General features: G+C 28.4%; 21 protein-coding genes. 11 read left to right on the forward strand and 10 right to left on the reverse strand.

Going from position 1 to position 20,530, the window contains the following annotated elements; translation table 11 throughout:
- Positions 1–8 precede the first annotated feature (8 nt).
- The 4 genes from APAC_RS13295 to APAC_RS11955 all read right to left on the reverse strand — a co-directional run bounded on the left by APAC_RS13295 (position 9) and on the right by APAC_RS11955 (position 5,887).
- Positions 9–185 (reverse strand): hypothetical protein, encoded by a 177-nt coding sequence (locus APAC_RS13295; RefSeq protein WP_170170166.1) that lies wholly within the window; start codon positions 183–185, stop codon positions 9–11.
- 113 nt (positions 186–298) lie between these two features.
- Entirely contained in the window at positions 299–1,864 is a 1,566-nt protein-coding gene (locus APAC_RS11945) for an HlyD family type I secretion periplasmic adaptor subunit (RefSeq protein ID WP_130234328.1), read from the reverse strand.
- A gap of 3 nt (positions 1,865–1,867) precedes the next feature.
- Positions 1,868–4,027 (reverse strand): type I secretion system permease/ATPase, encoded by a 2,160-nt coding sequence (locus APAC_RS11950; protein WP_130234329.1) that lies wholly within the window; start codon positions 4,025–4,027, stop codon positions 1,868–1,870.
- Positions 4,028–4,054: 27 nt separating this feature from the next.
- Positions 4,055–5,887 (reverse strand): TolC family protein, encoded by a 1,833-nt coding sequence (locus APAC_RS11955; protein WP_130234330.1) that lies wholly within the window; start codon positions 5,885–5,887, stop codon positions 4,055–4,057.
- Between the two features lie 195 nt (positions 5,888–6,082).
- Here APAC_RS11955 and APAC_RS11960 point away from each other — a divergent pair, with 195 nt between their 5' ends.
- A complete protein-coding gene (locus APAC_RS11960; protein ID WP_130234331.1) occupies positions 6,083–6,787 on the forward strand; it encodes a response regulator transcription factor in 705 nt (234 codons plus the stop codon).
- Between the two features lie 199 nt (positions 6,788–6,986).
- Here APAC_RS11960 and APAC_RS13300 read toward each other — a convergent pair whose 3' ends face one another.
- The 4 genes from APAC_RS13300 to APAC_RS11975 all read right to left on the reverse strand — a co-directional run bounded on the left by APAC_RS13300 (position 6,987) and on the right by APAC_RS11975 (position 9,453).
- Entirely contained in the window at positions 6,987–7,130 is a 144-nt protein-coding gene (locus APAC_RS13300; protein WP_170170167.1) for a hypothetical protein, read from the reverse strand.
- A 164-nt stretch (positions 7,131–7,294) separates the two neighbouring features.
- Positions 7,295–8,215, reverse strand: coding sequence for an IS3 family transposase (locus tag APAC_RS11965; RefSeq protein ID WP_119173274.1), 921 nt, complete (start codon positions 8,213–8,215; stop codon positions 7,295–7,297).
- Entirely contained in the window at positions 8,173–8,469 is a 297-nt protein-coding gene (locus tag APAC_RS11970; RefSeq protein WP_044416656.1) for a transposase, read from the reverse strand. The genes APAC_RS11965 and APAC_RS11970 overlap by 43 nt, the downstream gene beginning before the upstream one ends.
- A gap of 63 nt (positions 8,470–8,532) precedes the next feature.
- Positions 8,533–9,453, reverse strand: a complete 921-nt coding sequence (locus APAC_RS11975; RefSeq protein ID WP_130234332.1) for a transposase — start codon at positions 9,451–9,453, stop codon at positions 8,533–8,535.
- A gap of 459 nt (positions 9,454–9,912) precedes the next feature.
- Between APAC_RS11975 and APAC_RS11980 the strand changes: the two genes are divergently transcribed.
- The 10 genes from APAC_RS11980 to APAC_RS13470 all read left to right on the forward strand — a co-directional run bounded on the left by APAC_RS11980 (position 9,913) and on the right by APAC_RS13470 (position 17,613).
- A complete protein-coding gene (locus APAC_RS11980; RefSeq protein WP_237673365.1) occupies positions 9,913–10,755 on the forward strand; it encodes a patatin-like phospholipase family protein in 843 nt (280 codons plus the stop codon).
- Between the two features lie 17 nt (positions 10,756–10,772).
- Complete coding sequence (locus APAC_RS11985; protein ID WP_196781791.1) at positions 10,773–11,354, forward strand: DUF2238 domain-containing protein; 582 nt, start codon at positions 10,773–10,775, stop codon at positions 11,352–11,354.
- Positions 11,341–12,372, forward strand: a complete 1,032-nt coding sequence (locus APAC_RS11990; RefSeq protein ID WP_130234335.1) for an AI-2E family transporter — start codon at positions 11,341–11,343, stop codon at positions 12,370–12,372. Before APAC_RS11985 ends, APAC_RS11990 begins: the two co-directional genes overlap by 14 nt.
- Complete coding sequence (locus tag APAC_RS11995) at positions 12,369–13,490, forward strand: ABC transporter permease (protein WP_228255919.1); 1,122 nt, start codon at positions 12,369–12,371, stop codon at positions 13,488–13,490. The genes APAC_RS11990 and APAC_RS11995 overlap by 4 nt, the downstream gene beginning before the upstream one ends.
- A complete protein-coding gene (locus APAC_RS12000; protein ID WP_130234336.1) occupies positions 13,490–14,227 on the forward strand; it encodes an ABC transporter ATP-binding protein in 738 nt (245 codons plus the stop codon). Before APAC_RS11995 ends, APAC_RS12000 begins: the two co-directional genes overlap by 1 nt.
- Before the next feature lies 1 nt (position 14,228).
- Positions 14,229–15,188, forward strand: coding sequence for an MlaD family protein (locus tag APAC_RS12005; RefSeq protein WP_228255920.1), 960 nt, complete (start codon positions 14,229–14,231; stop codon positions 15,186–15,188).
- Between the two features lie 3 nt (positions 15,189–15,191).
- Positions 15,192–15,806 carry an ABC-type transport auxiliary lipoprotein family protein gene (locus tag APAC_RS12010; RefSeq protein ID WP_130234337.1) on the forward strand — a complete coding sequence of 205 codons (615 nt, stop codon included), beginning with the start codon at positions 15,192–15,194 and terminating at the stop codon, positions 15,804–15,806.
- On the forward strand, positions 15,803–16,384 hold the full coding sequence (locus tag APAC_RS12015; RefSeq protein ID WP_130234338.1) for an MFS transporter: 582 nt from the start codon (positions 15,803–15,805) through the stop codon (positions 16,382–16,384). The genes APAC_RS12010 and APAC_RS12015 overlap by 4 nt, the downstream gene beginning before the upstream one ends.
- A gap of 12 nt (positions 16,385–16,396) precedes the next feature.
- Positions 16,397–17,263 carry a lipid A-modifier LpxR family protein gene (locus tag APAC_RS12020; protein WP_130234339.1) on the forward strand — a complete coding sequence of 289 codons (867 nt, stop codon included), beginning with the start codon at positions 16,397–16,399 and terminating at the stop codon, positions 17,261–17,263.
- Between the two features lie 98 nt (positions 17,264–17,361).
- Positions 17,362–17,613, forward strand: a complete 252-nt coding sequence (locus APAC_RS13470; protein WP_130234340.1) for a patatin-like phospholipase family protein — start codon at positions 17,362–17,364, stop codon at positions 17,611–17,613.
- A 162-nt stretch (positions 17,614–17,775) separates the two neighbouring features.
- Here APAC_RS13470 and APAC_RS12030 read toward each other — a convergent pair whose 3' ends face one another.
- Positions 17,776–18,951 (reverse strand): transposase, encoded by a 1,176-nt coding sequence (locus tag APAC_RS12030; protein WP_130233614.1) that lies wholly within the window; start codon positions 18,949–18,951, stop codon positions 17,776–17,778.
- A gap of 129 nt (positions 18,952–19,080) precedes the next feature.
- Positions 19,081–20,514, reverse strand: a complete 1,434-nt coding sequence (locus APAC_RS12035) for a sensor domain-containing diguanylate cyclase (protein WP_130234341.1) — start codon at positions 20,512–20,514, stop codon at positions 19,081–19,083.
- Positions 20,515–20,530 lie beyond the last annotated feature (16 nt).

Raw genomic sequence — 20,530 nt, forward strand, 5'->3', positions numbered from 1 at the left:
CTCCAGATTTATAGTTCAAATAATATTTCATCTATGATGTGTAATTTTACCAATGAGTTATTTCCAACACCTTGGTATACGTTATACTTAACATTGTCTAATATTTCTGTAGACTCTCTAATCCACTCCATATCGTTTATATCAAGTATTTCATCTTCAATAAGTAAGTCATCTTTTTGGTACATATTTCTTGCCTTAATTAGAATACATATTTATATTCTAATATATTACAAAAATAAAGTCTCTAAAAAGTTTTTTTTTAATTTTGTAGTGTTTTTTTAATTTGTGAGAGATGAAATTATCTCTCATGAAGTGAGTCTTGTTTTACTTTAAGTATAGGTTTTAAAATAAAATCTAAAATTGTTTTCTTTCCTGTTACAATATCAACTGATGCCACCATTCCAGGAATAATAGGAAGCTTTCTACCATCTTTTTCTAAATAGTTTTTATTTGTTTTTACTAAAACTCTATAATAACTTCTTCCTTCTTTAGACTCTTTATCTATAATACTATCTGCAGAAATATCAATAATCTTACCCTCAAGTCCCCCATAAATAGAGAAATCATAAGCTGTAATTTTTATAATTGCTTTTTGACTTGGATTAATAAAAGCAATATCTCGAGGATCAATTTTTGCTTCTACAACTAAAGCATCACTTAATGGAACTATTTCAATTAAATCAACACCTGATTGAACAACTCCACCAATTGTATTAAAGTTCAATTGCTTAATAATACCATCAACTGGTGAAACTATAGTTGTTTTTGCAACTTTATCTTGATCACCTACTAATTTAGCTTCAAATCTATTAATTTGACTAACTGTTTTTTGTAGTTCATTTGAAGCTTCAGATCTAAATGTATTTATCTTTTCATTAATCCTACTTTCAGATTCATTAATTGCATATCTTGATCTTGATATAGATAATCTAGCAGTATCTAAATCACCTTTGGTTTGAGTATACTCTTTTTCAATATCCAATAAATCATATTTTGACTTAACACCTCTAGCAACAAGTTTTTTTATAGTTTTTCTTTGCTCTTCTATATATCCTAAACTATCACTTAATTTTGAAATTGTACTTTGAATTTCTCTTAATTCTTGTCTTTTTTGATTTCTTTGACTTGTTAAAACTCTTATTGAAGATTGAAGCTCTCTAAACCTGTTTTCAAAAAGTGTTTTTTCAGTAATATCATATCTTGAGCTGTCATCTAAAACTTTTTTATCAAACTCAAGTTTAGGTAAAGGATCATCTATATTGATATTTGCTTCAACTTCTAATCTTGCTTTTACTGCTAAAAGAGCTAAGTATTCTTGTTTACTCTCTTCCAAACTTGCTTGAAATCTTGTAGTGTCAATTTTCATTAAAGGATTATCTCTTTTTACAGTATCTCCTTCTTTTACAAAAATCTCTGAAATTATACCTCCATCTAAAGATTGTACAGTTTGAATTTTATCAGTAGGAACTACTTTACCATCACCCCTAGCTAACTCATCAATTTCGGCAATTGCAGCCCATGCTAGTAAAGAGATAAAAACAAAAATAATAATAAGAAAAATAGTATTAGATACTCTTCCTGGCTCCTCATTTGAAGTTGCATAGCTTGAGTAAATAAAATTTAAATCTTCTTTTTCATCCTCTTCTAAGCCATAAAGTCTTTTAACCCAATTAATAAAACCTGTTTTTTCTTTTTTTTCTAATTTGGGTTCTTCAAAACTTGTTTCTATTGATTTATTTAATTTCTCTTGTTGTGATTTTTCTTCATTGTTTAAATTACTTTTTATTGTTGGTTCTACTATTGTAAGATGTTCATTATTTTCTAAACTAAGAATATCATCTAAATTATCATATTTTTTGTCCATTCTTTAACCTACTTTTGCGGTGAAAACTTCTTCTTTTGGTCCATCAACAACAATTTTACCATTTTCTACAATAATAATTCTATCAACTAATTGAAGTAATGATGTTTTATGTGTCACTACAATTAATGTTTTATCAGCAACTATATTTTGCAATCTATTAATAAATGCTTTCTCTGTTTGTCTATCCATTGAATTTGTTGGTTCATCAAGCATAATTATATTTGGATCTGAAATCAAAGCTCTTGCTAAAGTAACAGATTGTCTCTCACCTCCACTTAATCCTTCACCTCTTTCACCTACTAGTAAATCATATCCTGCTTCATGCTTACCTAAAAATTCATCAAGTCCTGCAATTTTAGAAACTCTTAAAATCTCTTCATCTGAAACATATTGTTCTCCAATAGTTAAATTATCTTTAATTGTACCCATAAATAAAAATGGTTCTTGAGGAACAGATCCAATAGCATGCCTTAAATCTGTTGGATCAATTTGTCTAGTATCTAAATTATCAATTAAAACAGAACCTTTTGTAGGTTCATATAAATTATTAATCAATTTTAATAAAGTTGATTTACCAGAACCTATCTTTCCTAAAATAGCTACTTTCTCACCTTTTTTAATCTTTAAATTTATATTCTTAAGTGTTTGATGGTTTTGGTCTTTGTAAGAAAACTCAACATCTTTTAACTCTATATCTCCTGATAGATTTGGTCTACTAATGTATGTTTTATTCTCTTTTTCTACTGGCATTTTCATAATTTCATCTAAATTATTTAAAGACAACATTGTCCTATCAAATCGAATAATCATTCCTACTATTTGAGAAATTGGAGCAATAACCCTACCGTTCAAAATCATAGCAGCAATTATAGCACCCATTGTAATGTCTCCATCTTGCGCTAAATAAACTCCACCAACAACAATCGCTATATTAGAAAATTGAGATATAAAAGCAGTTGTATAAGTAATTGATTGCGATAAAAAATGTCCTTTATCAGCATAATGTACAGTTTTATTTACAGATTGATCCCAATGAGTTTTCATTCTATTTTGTGCTTTCACACTTTTTATAATTTCTAACCCTGCAACTGCTTCAATTAAAGTAGTTTGTTTAATCTGCTCTTCTTTTACTGATTTTTCAATAATAGTTTTTAAAGGTCTTTGTAAATACCAAGATAAAATAATTGATATAAGAACAGTTGCAATAGTAATTAAAGCAAGAGGTCCAGCAATATAATATATAACTAATATAAATATTATAACAAAAGGGAAATCCACTAAAGCTGCAATTGTTGCACTAGTAAAAAATTCTCTAACATTCTCAAAAGATTGTAATCTACTAACAAATTGACCTGTTGAAGCAGGCTTAGCATCAAGTTTTATATTTAATAAATGATTAAATATCTTATTTGAAATAATAGTATCAGCTCTTTTACTAGCTATTCCTAAAAAGTGAGCTCGAATAACCTTTAATAATAAGTCAAAAAACATTACTAAAGCAATCCCTATAAATAGTGCCCAAAGTGTTTCAATAGCATTATTAGGTAAAACCCTATCATAAACATTCATAGTAAATAAAGGTGTTGCTAAAATAAATAAATTAATAAATAAAGATACTATAATTACTTGTTTATAAATTCCTTTATTTCTAAAAAGTGTTCCCCAAAACCATTCTTTAGGATTTTCTACTTTTACTTCTTTTTCAATTCTATTATTGAAATTATATTCAGGCTTTATAATTATAACTTCACCTGTATACTCTGATTCTAATTTTTCAATGGGCATCTGAGTTTCGCCAGCAATTAATCCAGGTAAAATAACACTTGCTATTCCAGTTTCTAAATCATAATCAAGAAGAACACAAGCTCTATTCTTATTTAAAATCAATACTGAAGGTAAGGCTAGTTTTGTTATATCCTTTATGTTTGTACGTTTAACTGTTTTTGTTTTTAAACCTATTCTTGAAGCAGCTTGATGAAACATTGAAATATTCATAGAAGATTTATGAATAGGTAATCCAAAAGTTAAGGATTCTGCTGAAGTTTCTCTATTGTGGTACTTAGATAAAAAAAGTAGACAACCTAAAAGGTCATCTACTTTTCTTCTGTCTTTAAGGTTTGTTAGTGTTTCATTTTCAATTGTATTTGAATGACTCTTTTCCAAGAAATCCCTTTTTTATATTAGTAAATCCTAGTGATATTTTGCATATAATTTTTTATGTTTACTAACATTATCAATATATGGTTTATGAGCTAATACTGAAGCTGGTAAAGACTTCATAGCTTCTTTTGCTTCTTTAACAGAAGAGAATATACCATAAATAACCTTTGCACTTTTCATTCCAGGTCCAAATTCATATCTAAATGAGTTATTATCATCTAATCCATTATTTATTACAAATTGATTAGCTGCTGATAAACCTTTAGTAGTTGTAATATTTAATGTATAACTCTTTTCTGGTGCATCTAAAAATGATGTGTAAGAAACTACACTTGATGAATCTACAAAGCTTTCAGAAGCTTGAATATCTTGTGTTTCAACAACTTGAGATTCAACTGTATCTTCTACTTTTTCTTCAACTGTTTCATCCCCTAGTAATGCACTTAACTCATCTGATACAGCAGCTGTTTTTACAGGTTTTGATTCTACCACTTCTTCATTAGTTATATTACTTGCAACAGTAGTTGTTGTATTAATCTCATTTGAACAAGATTGAGTTTCTGATGTTAAAATTGTATCACTTAACATAGAGAAACTATTTAAAATCTCATAGTAATTAGAGTATAGTTCGTATTCTCTATTTAATAAACTTTTTTTCGCTTCATATAAAACTGTTTGAGCATCTAAAATATCTACAAATGTTCTAGTTCCAGCTTCGAATTCACTCTTATAAACTTGTACAATATTTTCATTTGCTACAACATAATCTTTTAAAACATTAATTCTATCTTTGTTCTTGTTATATCTTTGGTAATTAACTTTTACCGATTCAACAATTTTATTTGTAATAGCATCTAGTCTTTCTTTTTGTTCAGCTAAGAATAATTCTTCTTGCTGTGAAACTGCATGGTCTCCACCACCATTATATAAATTCCATGCTAAGTTAATTCTACCAAAAGCTTGATCTTCCTTACCATTTTCATCTAATGATAAATCATTATCAGTTAAAGCTTTTAATTCTAAACTAAGGTTTGGTAAAAATTTAGCATCTGCTTGAGCTATTTTTTCTCTTTGTGCTTTCACTCTTTCAATTTGTTCTAAAATTTCACTATTTCTAAGAACTGCTAACTCTACTGCTTCTTGTAAAGAAGAAGGAATTTTACTTTCATCTATAAAAGGTCTACACTCTTTTCCATCTGGTTCTACACCAACATATCTTTTAAAAGTACTAATTCTAGAGCTTTGTAAATCTTTTTCTTCTAAGTATTTCTCTTTTACAAAACTTAATTTTGATTCAACTTGATAAGTTTCTAAAACCTCTCCACTAATAGCCTCTTTTTCTCTTGCTATTAGAAGATTATCTTGGTTAGTTTCAATCATGTCTCTTGTTAGTTGTAGCATTTCTTTATATTGGATAAGTCCTGTGTAAGCACTAACTGTATCAGATACTACATTCTCGATATTTAGTGTTGTTCTGTATTTATTAGCTAAATCATTATGTTTTGCTTCTCTAACTTGACTTGGTGTTAAGTCTCCATCATAAAGCATTTGATTTAAAGCAATTCCAAAATTATATCCATCTTCTTGAACAGAACCATCAGTTAATGTTCCATTTCTATTATCATCATAATCTCTTTCAATACTACTTTGTTCTATTCTTCCATCAATATCAATTCTAGGAAGGTAGTTTGCTTCCCGTTCATCAATATATTTCCTAAACGCTTGCTGATTATTTTTTTCAGCAATTATTTCAGGATTTGTAGCCATAACTTTTTCAACACTATCTTTTAGGCTCAATGCATGTAAAGATGAACTAAGAAGTAAAGAAACACAGGCATATTTAAGTATTCTTTTAACTAACATATTTTTCTCCTAATTTTTTGAAACATAATTTGGAATAATTTTTTGAGTTACTTTACTTAGATTTTACTTAATATTTGCTTTTCATAAATATTTATTAGATTTTTATGTGTAAAAACATATTTACTGTTATAACATTGCTTAGTTTAATCTATATTTTATTATTATATCCTTTATTATTATTTTTTAAGAGTCTAAATGAATGAAAATACTAAATTAAGCAATATTTTAAAAAATTTATCAATACTATATGTGGAAGATGAAGAAAATATTAGAGTAAATGTAAAAAAAGTTTTGGAATTATTTTGTAATGTCATTTATGATGTGGATAATGTAGAAGAAGCTAAGCAAATACTAGAAAAAGAAAAAATAGATATAATTATCTCTGATATTAATCTTCCTACTTTAAGTGGTATAGATTTCATTAAAGAGTTAAGAAAAATAGATAAAACAATACCTGTTATATTACTAAGTGCGTATACTGATAAAAAATATTTATTAGAAGCAACAAAATTAAAACTAGTAGATTATTTAACAAAACCAATTGATTTTAACACTTTAAAAAATTCTTTATTAAAATGTGTTCAAGATATAATTGACAATTCAAGATATATGATAGATTTCAATAATGGTATTGAGTATAATGTTTCAAAAAAAATATTATCAAGTAAAGAAACAAAAGAGATCATTACTCTAACTTCAAAAGAACTAATGCTTTTAGATTTTTTAATAAAAAATAGTTATAGAGTTGTTTCACATGAAGAGTTAAAACTAAATCTTTGGGATGATGAATTTGAAGCTACAGACTCAGCACTAAAAAATCTAATGAATAAACTAAGAAAAAAAATAGGTAAAGAAACCATAATCAATATTTCAGGGGTAGGTTTTAGACTAGAATATTAATTAATAATTGAGCCGCTTGCAAATTCCACCATCATAAACTAGTGAATTTGTAAACCTACTAAGCTTATCAAGCAGATCTTTTAAACTTTTAATCATTTTACCGCTTTATGGGTCAATTTTAGATAAAAAACTATTATTGGGTGCGTGCTTGATGGTTGAGTTTTAAAAATGGCTAATTTTTAGTGTTTTTAGCTAAAAGTTATGTTACCAGTTTCAAACTCTGATGAATACAAACTGATAAAATACCAAATGCTAAAACAGAAGCTACTTTTGTAGCTCCTTTATAATAAATATTACTGCATCCAAAGTCTTCTTTGAGGTATTTATTGACTCTCTCAACCATACTTCTTTGATTATAGTGATGGGTATCTAAACTTTGAGTAAGGTTTAGAATTTTAAATTTCTTTTTTTCATCTTTTATAAGTTGAATTTTTTCTTTTAACTCTTTGGAGTTCTTCGGATTGATATTGGAGTGGTAACTTAAAATAAGACACTTTTTTTATAATTCTATGCAGCTATTTCATTTTGTAACATCAAATTGATTTCTTCAAATCTAACAGGTGATAAATTTCCAAGATAACTATGTGATCTTGTTCTATTATAATAAAACTCAATATACTCAAAAATCTCTTGTTTTGCTTGTTTTTTAGTATAGAAATATTTCTGATAAATTAACTCATTTTTTAATGATTTAAAAAAACTCTCTGCTACTGCATTATCCCAACAATTTCCTTTCCTACTCATACTTTGAATTATTCCATATTTTTGCAATAAATCTTTATGACTATAAGAAGCATATTGACTTCCTCGATCTGTATGCCAAATAAGTCCTTTAGGTGGATTTCTATGTTTAATTGCCATATCTAAAGCATCATTTACAAGTGATACTTTCATACTATCATCAATAGACCATCCAACAACTTTTCTTGAATATAAATCAATTACAGTTGCAAGATACAACCATCCCTCTCCAGTAGGAATATAAGTAATATCACCAACATATTTCTCATTAGGATTTGAAGCATAAAAATCTCTATTTAAAATATTTGGTGCTATTGGTAGATTATGATTTGAATCTGTAGTATTTTTATATCTTCTTTTAATATTCACTTTTAGATTCAAATCTTTCATAATAGTAGAAATACGTCTTCTTGATACAATAAGCCCATAGAGTTCTTTTAGTTTATCTTGAATTCTTCTACTGCCATAATTATTTCTACCAAAAACAAATATAGATTTTACAAGTTCATTAAGTTGAATATCTACTTTTTTTACAATACAACCAGCTTTTACCCAATGATAATATGAAGCTCTATTTACTTTTAGAATTTTACACATTTTATTGATATTGAAACTCTTTGTATGTTTTTGTATCCAGGCATACTTTATAGAGTTTCTTTTGCGAAGTATGCTGTTGCTTTTTTTAATATATCCCTTTCTTGCTTTAAAATCTTATTCTCTTTACGTAAGCGTTTAAGCTCTTCAGCTTCACTCTCTTTGAGTGTACTTTTTATTTCAATATTCCTCATTGGAATATTATGTTCTTTTTTATATGCAGTAACCCATGCATATAATGTTTTTGGATTTAAATCTAAATCTTTTGCTATATCTTTTACATTTTCATTATTGTTAATAATTAATTGTACTGTTGAGTCTTTAAACTCTTGACTATATTTTCTCATGGTAACCCTTATTCATTTTTTATTTTAACGCAGAATCTCTAAAATTCTTTGTCTGAATTTATGTTACCACTCCATATCAATAAGCGGTCTATGATTTAGTTTTTTGGAAAAATCTCTGATAATATTGCTGTCGTATCCTGCATCTTGTAAGTCATAAAGATATGATACTTTTTTGCTTGTCTCGTTTATAAGAGGAAGTGCTACTGAGCTATCATGAACATTTGCCCCTGAATAAATAGCAGTAATAGGGATATCTCCATCTACTACACTGATATGGAGTTTCCCTCCTATCCATGTTTCAAAGTTGCCTTTGGAATTCTGTTTTCTTCCAACTCCACACTGCGTTGATACCAAAGATAGCATCTGCTTTGTGGTTTTCATATCTTCTTGTTGCTGCAAGATACTGGGTGTTTTAGGCTCTCTTGTTTCACCTTTTTTAGGTCGTCCTCTTCTTTTTGGTTTAAACTTTTCTTTTTCTACTTTTACAGGTTTTTCTCTCAGTGGTATTTTTGTTGCATCACTTGCATTATAAAAAAAGAGTGTATCCCTTAGATACTCCTTCACAAACTGCTCATGCGTCTTTTGTGCAATTTTAAGCTCACTGAGCTCCTTAAAGACTCTACTAAATTTAGACTCACTTGGAATATCGTTTTTATATCTCCACCCACACAAGATCCTCAGCGTTCTATCACTATGAAGTCTATCGATAAGGTCTCTGGTTGTTTGGATATTGTAAACACTCTTTGCAATAAATGCTCGTGCAATCTCTTCTCTATGCTTTGGAGTGTTTGTAATAGATACGACAGTGATATTTTTTTCAATCGCAGCAAAGTCTAATATCTTAATAAGCTTTTGCTCTTTATTTGACAACTCTTCTAATTGAAGCTCTCTTTTCAAAGAAGGAAAAAGTGAATTTTCAAGATTTAAAACCTTAGTCCACATTTTAGATAGACTTGAAGATATTTTTGGTAGAATAATTTCCATAAGTTGAATCGCTCTTCTGTTAAATTTTTGTAGTAAAAAATTATAACTTATCTGAAGTTTGATTCAACTTTTTAAAATTTAAATCAGCTTAAATTACGGGTTGTTTTTTATAATCTGCAAGTGGCTCGATTATATGGATTATTTTTATATAACGGATGAATATGAACAGCAGTATAATATAAACAGAGATGAAACCTTGACGGGAGGATCAATTAAGTTTAACCTTTACAGAGATGACTCTATTTATTCTTTAAATTTTGAGCATATGAATATACATTTACAAAAAAGAGATCATGATAGATGGTTTGGGATCTCTTATACTTATATTTTTTGATTAAAAAAGGAAACTACTTTGGATCTACAAAATAATAAAACAGTATCATTAGCTTTAGGCAGTGGTGGACAAGGGGATACGCTCATATAGGGGTAATTGAAACTATAGAAAAAAAAGGCTATGAGATAAAGTCAATAGCTGGATCATCCATGGGAGCTTTGATAGGGGGCTTGTATGCAGTTGGAAAACTAGAAGAGTATAAACAATGGGTATTAAATCTTGACTATTACGATATATACAAATTGTTGGGGATTTCACTCGTTGATGGGGGACTTGTAGATGCTGAAAAAGTATTTGATAAAATCAAAACATTTATAGGGGATGTTAATATTGAAGATTTACCCATAAAGTACAAAGCAGTAGCAACAGATCTAAACACACAAACAACCATAGTATTTGAAAAAGGAAGATTAATAGATGCAATAAGAGCCTCTATCGCTATTCCCACTATTTTTATTCCCGTATACAAAAATGATAAAATTTTAGTAGATGGGGGAGTTTTAAACCCATTACCTATAAATCTCATCTCACAAGATGCAACAGATTTAAAAATAGCCGTTAACTTAGATGCAAATATTAAAAACACTTACATAATAGAAATTCCTAAAGAGCAGTTTACAAGGGAAGAGATTTTATATAATGAATTTAATACTTTATTAAATAAAGCAGAAAGTCTGTTGCCAAAAAAACTGCCAAAAGAGTTACGTAGTGTTGCGGATAAATATCGACTCAATTGGATACGTAAAAAAAATAAACAAAAACCAAAAGATATAAAACATGATATCTCTTCAATATTACGTATGACCTTAGATTCTGCTCAAAGTGTATTGTCAAAATATTATATACAAAATCATAAAGCTGATATTATCATTGATATATCAAGAGAAAGTTGTTCTTTTTATGAGTTTACAAAAGCATATCAAATGATAGAGATTGGTAAACTAGCAGCTAAAGAGGTTTTAAAATGAGACATTACCCCCATATTTTGGCAGTAATATTTTTAATATTTTTTATTCTTTTGGGTTTAAACCCTATTGATAGAAGTGTATGGATAGTAGAAGTTATCCCTGTAGTTGCTGTCTATTTATTATTGATAAGTACTTATAAAAGCTTTCGATTTTCTAATCTTTCGTATACTTTAATGTCACTATGGCTGTTTTGGCATACTATTGGAGGACATTATACTTTTGCAAATGTCCCTTTTGATTTTATAACGGAGCTATTTCATTTTGAAAGAAACCATTTTGACAGAATAGGTCATATTGTGGTAGGCTTTTATGCGTATCCTATGGTGGAGTTTTTAGTACGAAAACACTATACAAATAAAATTATCGCTTCTTTCTTTGGCTTGTTTTTTATTATGAGTATTGCAGCAAGTTATGAGATAATAGAATGGGCATATGCTGTAATAGAGGGCGGAAATACAGGAATAGAGTTTTTAGGTTCTCAAGGGGATATTTGGGATGCTCAAAAGGATATGTTAGCTGATACGGTTGGAGCGATAATTGCTTTAGGGTTATTTTGGTTTATAGATTTAAAAAAAGAGAAAAACAATGATACTCACTGAACAAAAAAATATTTTTGCTACCTTGGCATATCTTATTATCATAATAGTTGGATTAAAACTAGGAAGTAGTATAATTTTGCCTTTTTTAACAGCATTTTTTCTTTTTATTATATTTTTACCACTAATCAAGTTTTTTAATAGATATTCTATACCTAATCTATTCAGTACTTTAGTGGTACTTTCTATTATTGTTTTTATGCTATTTTTATTTAGCTCCTATTTTATCTCTACAAATCAAGATATTATTCAAAACCTTGGTTTTTATCAAAATAAATATGAAGAGATGATCCCAAAAGTTATCCTGTTTTTTGAACAGTTTAATATATCTTTTGAATGGGGAAGTGTCATAAAAGCGATTGAACCAGGCAAACTGATCCGATATATCACAGGTTTTTTTAGTAATATGGGGAATATCCTTTTGGATATATCTTTAACTATTCTTTTACTAATGTTTTTATTACTAGAATCAAATACTATTTTAGAAAAGCTAAGTCATCTTATACATGTAAAAGAGAATCAAAATATAATAGATACTTTTTTTAAAAGCATCAATAGATATTTTTTAATTAAAACACTCACCTCTTTATTGACGGGGTTTCTTATCTGGATATTATTATCTTATTTTCAACTTCCCCATGCTTTTTTCTTCGCTTTAATAGCTTTTATATTAAACTATATCCCTAGTATAGGATCACTTATAGCAGCATTTTTTGCTATTTTTATCTCTTTATTACAACTCACTATGATTGATACAGTATTGATCTCATTGGGATATTTAGTGGTCAATATAGTAGTTGGAAATTTTTTAGAACCAAAGATCATGGGAGATAGATTAAACTTATCTACTTTTGTTGTTTTTAGTTCAATGGTGATTTGGGGATGGATATTTGGTTTTTTAGGGATGTTTCTTGCTGTCCCTTTAACTTTGATTATTGATTTAGCTTGTGAAAATTCTAAAAAATACCATTGGGTTTCAATGCTTTTAAAAGATAATTTATCAAACAAAGGGAACTCTTGAAAACTTCATTTTTAAAACTTGATATACAAGATGATAGCTTGACGCTTTTATTTAATGGAGAGTTTACCTTATATCAGATTCATAAATATCAGCTTTTGATTGATGATATAAATTTTTCTCAAGTTACTACTATAACAATTGATCTCACAAATTTAGATTTTATAGATACTGCTTCTGCAATCTTTATTCATGATCTCAATAATCAATTATTACAACAAAACAAAAATATACAAATAAAAACTGAGAGTGAAGAGGTAGAAAAAACCTTAAAACTTATTCAAGATACAATGCAAAGCAGTTCAACAACACCTTTGAAAAAGAAAGATAATATGATCAAATCACTTGGAAAAACAGTGTATAGTTATTATCTGACTCTTTTATCTTTTTTATCATTTTTGGGAGAGTTATTTATCCATATACTTTATATACTAAAAAAACCAAAAACCATACGATATAAAGAGATATTATTTGAGATAAATGAAAGTGCTATAAAAGCTTTTTTTATAGTTGCACTGAGCAGTTTTCTTGTTGGGATAGTGATAGCATATCAATCCGCCAATCAATTAAGTCTGTATGGAGCCAATATCTTTATAGTAGATATGATAGGTCTTTCTATGTTAAGAGAGTTGTCTCCCGTGATCACTGCAGTGATCATTGCTGGGCGAAGTGGTTCAGCATTTACTGCACAAATAGGAGCGATGAAGATCACACAAGAGTTGGATGCTATGCGTACAATGGGATTTGATCCCCATATGTTTTTGGTTTTACCAAGAGTGTTTGCCTTGATCATTATGATGCCTGTTTTGATTTTTATCTCTGATATTTCTGCTATATTAGGTGGGATGTTGATCGCAAATGTAAATTTGGGGATCAGTTTTGAGCTATTTTTAGATAGGTTTAGCAATGTTATAGAGATAAGACATTTTTTAGTGGGTATTTTTAAAGGTCCATTTTTTGCTATCTTAATCGCATCTATCGCTATTTATAGAGGCTTGATGGTAAAAGATGATACACAAAGTATAGGATACAACACGACCAAAAGTGTAGTGGAATCTATTTTTGCCGTTATTATTTGTGATGCGGTATTTTCTATTATCTTTACAAATTTGGGTATCTAATGGAAGAGATCATAAAAGTACAAGGGGTAAGAACTGTTTTTGGAGATAAAGTGGTTCATGATGGTTTAAACCTTAGTATAAACAAAGGTGAAATCTATGGACTCTTAGGTCCAAGTGGCTGTGGGAAAACTACTTTATTACGACAAATAGTTATGTTAGAAGAGTTCCAAGGGGGAACTATAGAGATATTAGGAAATGATCTCAATCATATTAGTGTAGATGACGCACAGTTTTTAAGACAAAAATGGGGTGTGCTTTTCCAGTTTGGTGCTTTGTTTTCCTCTTTAACAATAGGAGAAAATATTGCTTTAGCTTTAAAAGAATATACTGATCTAGAAGATACTATGATACAAGAGATCATTAAATTTAAGATTAGTATCGTAGGGTTACAACTCTCCGATATTGATCTTTATCCTTCACAGATAAGTGGAGGTATGAAAAAAAAAGCAGCTCTTGCAAGAGCTTTAGCTCTCGATCCAAAGCTTTTGTTTTTAGATGAGCCTACAAGTGGACTTGATCCTATCTCAGCAAGGGATTTTGATAGCTTGATCTTAAACTTAAGAGAACTGTTGGGATTAACCATAGTGATGGTATCACATGATCTAAAATCTATCTATGATACTTTGGATAGATTTGCGGTTATTGATAATAAAAAGATTATTTATGAGGGCTCATTTGATCATATAGACTCAGTGCAGAGTCCATTTATTGATAGATTTTTTAAAAAAGGTATTTAAGATGAACAATAAGGTTAATTATACATTTGTAGGATTTTTAGTAATTATCGGATTTACGTTGATTTTTTCATTTTCTTATTGGTTACTTAAACCAGCCAAAGAAGATACAACACAACAATACCTTATCCGTTTTAATGAATCGGTCTTGGGGCTTAATATTGATTCAGTGGTAAAATATAGAGGTATTGATGTAGGAAAAGTTTCTGATATTAGAATAAATCCAAAAAATACTGAACAAGTAGAAGTCCTGATCACTATTTTAAAAACCACCCCTGTAAAAGAGCAAACTGTGGCAAAACTTACCTCCCAAGGGATCACAGGACTCAGTTATATCAATCTTGATCTAGGAGATAATAATGCTCCATTTTTAAAAACCAAAGAAGGGGAGGAGTATCCTATTATAAAAACAACCCCTTCATTATTTAAAAATATTGAAAATTCTATGGGAAGTGTTTCTGAAAAGGTTGTCAATGTCTTAAATAAAGGGGAAGATCTTTTAAATGATGAAAATCAAAAACAAATAGCAATCCTTTTAAGCAAATCAGCATCATTTATGGCAAAACTTGAACAACTCCTTGATGAAAAGAGTATAAACCATTTTCATAGTATTTTAGAAAATGCAGACAATATCACTCAAAAAACTGATAATCTTATCCCAAGAATAGATCAACTAGTAAGTGACACAGGTGCTTTTGAAACAAGCTTTCTTCAAGATCTAGATTCGATCACACAAAGTTTTTTAGCCTTAAGAGCTACGATGAACGAACTGCAAAAAGCTATTGTAAATGGGGATTTTAATTTTAAAGAGATCACAAAAGACACCATACCAAATCTTAATAATACCTTGATACAGCTAGAGAGTCTTATGATAAAGCTTGAAGAGTCATTGAAGAATTATAATAGAAGCCCAGCTGATATTATTTTTAAAACAGAAGAGATTAAAAAAGGTCCAGGAGAGTAACCCATGTTAAAAACTATTACAGTATTTGTATTTATCATTTTATTGACAGGATGTGCTGTAAAACAGCCATATATCACAGAGTATAAAATTGAGATAGAAAAGTTTCAAAAAGCCCAAGGTTCACAGCAGTGTAAAGAGAAAACACTCAAAGTGAATCAATCCTTTAGTGATAATACTCTTATGAGTACACAAATGAACTATATTGAGGGAAAACATAAACAATACCCTTTTTCAAAAGCTAGATGGAGCACACCCGTTAATCAAATGGTTTCATTTCATTTAACTAATATGATAAATCAATTAGATATTTTTAAAAGTGTACAAAGTTATAAATCTATAACTAAAGATGATTATATTTTACAAAGTAATATAATCGATTTTAAACAATATTTCAGTGAAGATTTAAAATCATCTTATGTAAAAGCTGTTATTCAAGTATCTTTAATAGATAATCATACAAATAAAATTGTAGATTCAAAAACTTTTACATCCAAAATAGATACTAAAACTTTAGATTCATATGGTGGAGTCAAATCTCTAAATAATGCATTATTTAATATATTAAATAATGTTTCACTTTGGCTTAATAATATTTGTAATAATAAAGAGCTTAAATGAATATAAATGAAAAATATATTATGCCAAAAGGTTTTGTAGTGATTTTAGCTATGCTAACTTCTATAACTCCTTTGGCTATAGATGTGTATCTACCCTCATTTATTCAGATGTCTGAATATTTTTATACCTCTATAGATCAAATAGAGATAACTTTAAGCATATACCTTTTAGGTTTTGCCTTAGGTCAATTAATAGGTGGTCCACTTTCAGACAGATATGGAAGAAAAATATTTATTTTTTCAGGATTAGTTGTATATATTATTTTCTCATTTTTAATTAGTTTATCTTCTAGTGTTGAACAACTTTGGGTTTTTAGATTTTTTCAAGCCCTTGGAGGTGGATTTGCTGTTGTAAATACCAGTGCTATTGTAAGGGATATCTATCATGGAAGAGAAGGTGCAAAAGTATTTTCTGTCATATCTATGATTATGATGATTGCACCTATGATAGTACCTATTATTGGGGGACTTATTAGTTCTATGATATTAACACTTTTAGTTGTTCCTGTTATTTATAAACTTATTAATCCAGTTGATAAATTTTTTAGAAAATTTTATGAAGTAGGACAAGTGAAATAATAGGGATACTAAATGAAAAAATATGCTTTGTTTTTAATTTGCTTTAATTTAACTTTTGCCGACTCTTTTCTTTTTCATATGGAAAATGATGTTATCAATGATACTGATAGGCATTTAACAAATAACATGAAGTTGTCATGGATGTATGATAATATGGACAGTGAGTATTATGATAGTTTTAATTTTTTAATAAATCATGATATATATACACCTGATGATATTAAAAGTAAAAATATTTCTGATTATGATATGCCCTATGCTGGATACATAAAAACAGAGTATAATTTTTATAAATTTACAAATAACTATTATCATTCATTAGGTCTTATTTTAGGACATATAGGAAAGTATGCTTATGCACAAGAACTTCAAGAGGGACTACATTCAATTCTTCCTGCAAATGATCCACAAGGATGGGATAATCAAATAGGAGATAAAACTATTTATGGTGTCTCTTATGATTTTGGTCATAGGTTATATAAAAAAGAGTTTGAAAAAAACAAAATAGACTTTTCATACAATTTTTATACTGAATTAAGTAATGCAAAAAGGGATTTATTAACTATTTTGTCTTTTAGATATGGTAATAACTATCCAGATAATTTCATTAACTCACAAATAAATCTTCAAAAAACAAATGGTTGGGATATTGCTTTTAACATATATTATGAGTATCTGGATTATTTTTACATACTAGATGAGTATAAGGATCAATACAATATAAATAGAGATAAAGATTTTTTTGGAGAGGGGATAAAATTTAATTATTATAATGGTAATTCAATTTATTCTATAAAATTTGATCAGATGAATACAGCTTTACAGGATAAAGATTATGATAGATGGGTTGGTCTTTCTTATACTTATATCTTCGATTAAATTTAAAATAGATAATAAAAAGTATAAGAATAATTTTAACCCTAGTTTTAATAACAGTTTATTGTTATGCTCACAATCTAATTGAAGAGGAAAAATATTTGAAAATAAAAGAAAGTAAAACTATATCATTAGCTTTAGGAAGTGGAGGTGCTAGAGGTTATGCTCATATTGGAGTTATTGAGACTCTTGAATCACAAAGATATGAGATAAAATCAATAGCGGGTTCATCTATGGGAGCTTTAATTGGTGGACTTTATGCAGCAAGAAAATTACAAGAGTTTAAAGAGTGGATATTAACTTTAAACTATTATGATATTTATAAGAGCCGCTTGCAAATTCCACCATCATAAACTAGTGAATTTGTAAACCTACTAAGCTTATCAAGCAGATCTTTTAAACTTTTAATCATTTTACCGCTTTATGGGTCAATTTTAGATAAAAAACTATTATTGGGTGCGTGCTTGATGGTTGAGTTTTAAAAATGGCTAATTTTTAGTGTTTTTAGCTAAAAGTTATGTTACCAGTTTCAAACTCTGATGAATACAAACTGATAAAATACCAAATGCTAAAACAGAAGCTACTTTTGTAGCTCCTTTATAATAAATATTACTGCATCCAAAGTCTTCTTTGAGGTATTTATTGACTCTCTCAACCATACTTCTTTGATTATAGTGATGGGTATCTAAACTTTGAGTAAGGTTTAGAATTTTAAATTTCTTTTTTTCATCTTTTATAAGTTGAATTTTTTCTTTTAACTCTTTGGAGTTCTTCGGATTGATATCAATAAGCGGTCTATGATTTAGTTTTTTGGAAAAATCTCTGATAATATTGCTGTCGTATCCTGCATCTTGTAAGTCATAAAGATATGATACTTTTTTGCTTGTCTCGTTTATAAGAGGAAGTGCTACTGAGCTATCATGAACATTTGCCCCTGAATAAATAGCAGTAATAGGGATATCTCCATCTACTACACTGATATGGAGTTTCCCTCCTATCCATGTTTCAAAGTTGCCTTTGGAATTCTGTTTTCTTCCAACTCCACACTGCGTTGATACCAAAGATAGCATCTGCTTTGTGGTTTTCATATCTTCTTGTTGCTGCAAGATACTGGGTGTTTTAGGCTCTCTTGTTTCACCTTTTTTAGGTCGTCCTCTTCTTTTTGGTTTAAACTTTTCTTTTTCTACTTTTACAGGTTTTTCTCTCAGTGGTATTTTTGTTGCATCACTTGCATTATAAAAAAAGAGTGTATCCCTTAGATACTCCTTCACAAACTGCTCATGCGTCTTTTGTGCAATTTTAAGCTCACTGAGCTCCTTAAAGACTCTACTAAATTTAGACTCACTTGGAATATCGTTTTTATATCTCCACCCACACAAGATCCTCAGCGTTCTATCACTATGAAGTCTATCGATAAGGTCTCTGGTTGTTTGGATATTGTAAACACTCTTTGCAATAAATGCTCGTGCAATCTCTTCTCTATGCTTTGGAGTGTTTGTAATAGATACGACAGTGATATTTTTTTCAATCGCAGCAAAGTCTAATATCTTAATAAGCTTTTGCTCTTTATTTGACAACTCTTCTAATTGAAGCTCTCTTTTCAAAGAAGGAAAAAGTGAATTTTCAAGATTTAAAACCTTAGTCCACATTTTAGATAGACTTGAAGATATTTTTGGTAGAATAATTTCCATAAGTTGAATCGCTCTTCTGTTAAATTTTTGTAGTAAAAAATTATAACTTATCTGAAGTTTGATTCAACTTTTTAAAATTTAAATCAGCTTAAATTACGGGTTGTTTTTTATAATCTGCAAGTGGCTCAATTATATACTCTCTATTTTATTTTTTCCTGTTCTTTTTGATCTATACATTGCTTGGTCTGCTCTGTTTATAATAGAATCGATTGAATCTTTCTCTTTTAATTGTGTAACTCCAAAACTAGCAGTTATATCAGAACCTGCAAGTTCAGTTAATAAATAATCACTTTGAATTAATCCTTTAATCTTTTCTATTGATACAATTGAATCTTCTAATGTACTATTTATGAAAACAATTATAAACTCTTCACCACCCCATCTAGCAACTAAATCAGACTTTCTAACACTATTTTTTAAAATATTAGAGATTCTAATTAAAACCTTATCTCCTACTTCATGTCCAAAATTATCATTAATAGTTTTGAAATCATCTATATCAATAAAAACCAAACTTAAAGAGTTTTTATTTCTTTGATGTATTGATATTTGCCTACTTAGTTTTGATTTAAAAGATCTTCTGTTATTAAGACTTGTTAACATATCATAATCTGCTAAATGCTCTAATTTTTTATTATAATTTTTTATCAAATATACTAAAGTTATGATTATAAAAAAAGAGATAAACAATGAAATAATTAAGTTGAAGTAAAAAATATCTTTTACATGTACAAGAAAATCTTCTGTTTTTGCCTCAACCAAAAGATACAAGTCTAGTTCGGGAATGTATTTAGTGTTTAAGATATGTTCTTTACCATCAACTTGGTATTCAAAAGATTTTGATTCTTTTGATATTAAATCATCTTTAATACTATTTAAATAATCTATCTCACTTAAGCTACTATACTTAAAATTATCTTTTTCAGATAAAACTATATCAGCATCTTTATTTATAAAAAACACTTTAAAATGATATTTTTGTCTAAAAGTTTTTAACATATCATTTATATAGGAAATTTTTATAGCAACACCTGTGCTTCCTAAAAAAGAGTAATCTCTATCAAATATCTTATAATTTATAAACATTATTAATGAATTTGAAAGATTTTTATTAAAATCTAAATTTATTTCATGGTTTTTACTTTTTTGTTTAAAACTAAAATACCAATTATTACTAGGATTATCTCTAGTCATAGTTTCTATAAAACCATCTTGCGTATAGTAGTTTTTACTTTTATTTGAGACTAAATAAGTAGTAAACATTTGATACTTATTTTTTATTGCACTTAAATAGTTCTCTATTTTTTTATAGTTTTCTTCATCATTAATTAACCAATCTTGAACAAATGTATCATTTGCCATCATTGATGAAACTAAATATGGTTCTATTATATGTTTTTGTATTTCAGTATATATATTATCTAAAGATAGAGGCAATGCCTGATTTTTCAATTGTTGTTGAGTATTATTTAAAGAAACAAAATAATTAATACTTGTAATGGATATAGATAAAACTACTAATAATACACCTATAATAATTGCTATTTTATATTTCGAATTCATTTTATAACTCTTTTAA

The organism is Malaciobacter pacificus, assembly GCF_004214795.1.
Classification (GTDB): Bacteria; Campylobacterota; Campylobacteria; order Campylobacterales; family Arcobacteraceae; genus Malaciobacter_A; species Malaciobacter_A pacificus.

What these genes read in the sequence shown, in the direction of transcription:
- APAC_RS12015 (WP_130234338.1), top strand. Translation starts at nt 15,803, where the DNA reads ATGAATATAAATGAAAAATATATTATGCCAAAAGGTTTTGTAGTGATT.
- APAC_RS12005 (WP_228255920.1), top strand. Translation starts at nt 14,229, where the DNA reads ATGAACAATAAGGTTAATTATACATTTGTAGGATTTTTAGTAATTATC.
- APAC_RS12010 (WP_130234337.1), top strand. Translation starts at nt 15,192, where the DNA reads ATGTTAAAAACTATTACAGTATTTGTATTTATCATTTTATTGACAGGA.
- APAC_RS12020 (WP_130234339.1), top strand. Translation starts at nt 16,397, where the DNA reads ATGAAAAAATATGCTTTGTTTTTAATTTGCTTTAATTTAACTTTTGCC.
- APAC_RS11955 (WP_130234330.1), bottom strand. Translation starts at nt 5,887, where the DNA reads ATGTTAGTTAAAAGAATACTTAAATATGCCTGTGTTTCTTTACTTCTT.
- APAC_RS13300 (WP_170170167.1), bottom strand. Translation starts at nt 7,130, where the DNA reads ATGGTTGAGAGAGTCAATAAATACCTCAAAGAAGACTTTGGATGCAGT.
- APAC_RS11970 (WP_044416656.1), bottom strand. Translation starts at nt 8,469, where the DNA reads ATGAGAAAATATAGTCAAGAGTTTAAAGACTCAACAGTACAATTAATT.
- APAC_RS11990 (WP_130234335.1), top strand. Translation starts at nt 11,341, where the DNA reads ATGATACTCACTGAACAAAAAAATATTTTTGCTACCTTGGCATATCTT.
- APAC_RS11960 (WP_130234331.1), top strand. Translation starts at nt 6,083, where the DNA reads ATGAATGAAAATACTAAATTAAGCAATATTTTAAAAAATTTATCAATA.
- APAC_RS12035 (WP_130234341.1), bottom strand. Translation starts at nt 20,514, where the DNA reads ATGAATTCGAAATATAAAATAGCAATTATTATAGGTGTATTATTAGTA.
- APAC_RS12030 (WP_130233614.1), bottom strand. Translation starts at nt 18,951, where the DNA reads ATGGAAATTATTCTACCAAAAATATCTTCAAGTCTATCTAAAATGTGG.
- APAC_RS12000 (WP_130234336.1), top strand. Translation starts at nt 13,490, where the DNA reads ATGGAAGAGATCATAAAAGTACAAGGGGTAAGAACTGTTTTTGGAGAT.
- APAC_RS13295 (WP_170170166.1), bottom strand. Translation starts at nt 185, where the DNA reads ATGTACCAAAAAGATGACTTACTTATTGAAGATGAAATACTTGATATA.
- APAC_RS11975 (WP_130234332.1), bottom strand. Translation starts at nt 9,453, where the DNA reads ATGGAAATTATTCTACCAAAAATATCTTCAAGTCTATCTAAAATGTGG.
- APAC_RS11945 (WP_130234328.1), bottom strand. Translation starts at nt 1,864, where the DNA reads ATGGACAAAAAATATGATAATTTAGATGATATTCTTAGTTTAGAAAAT.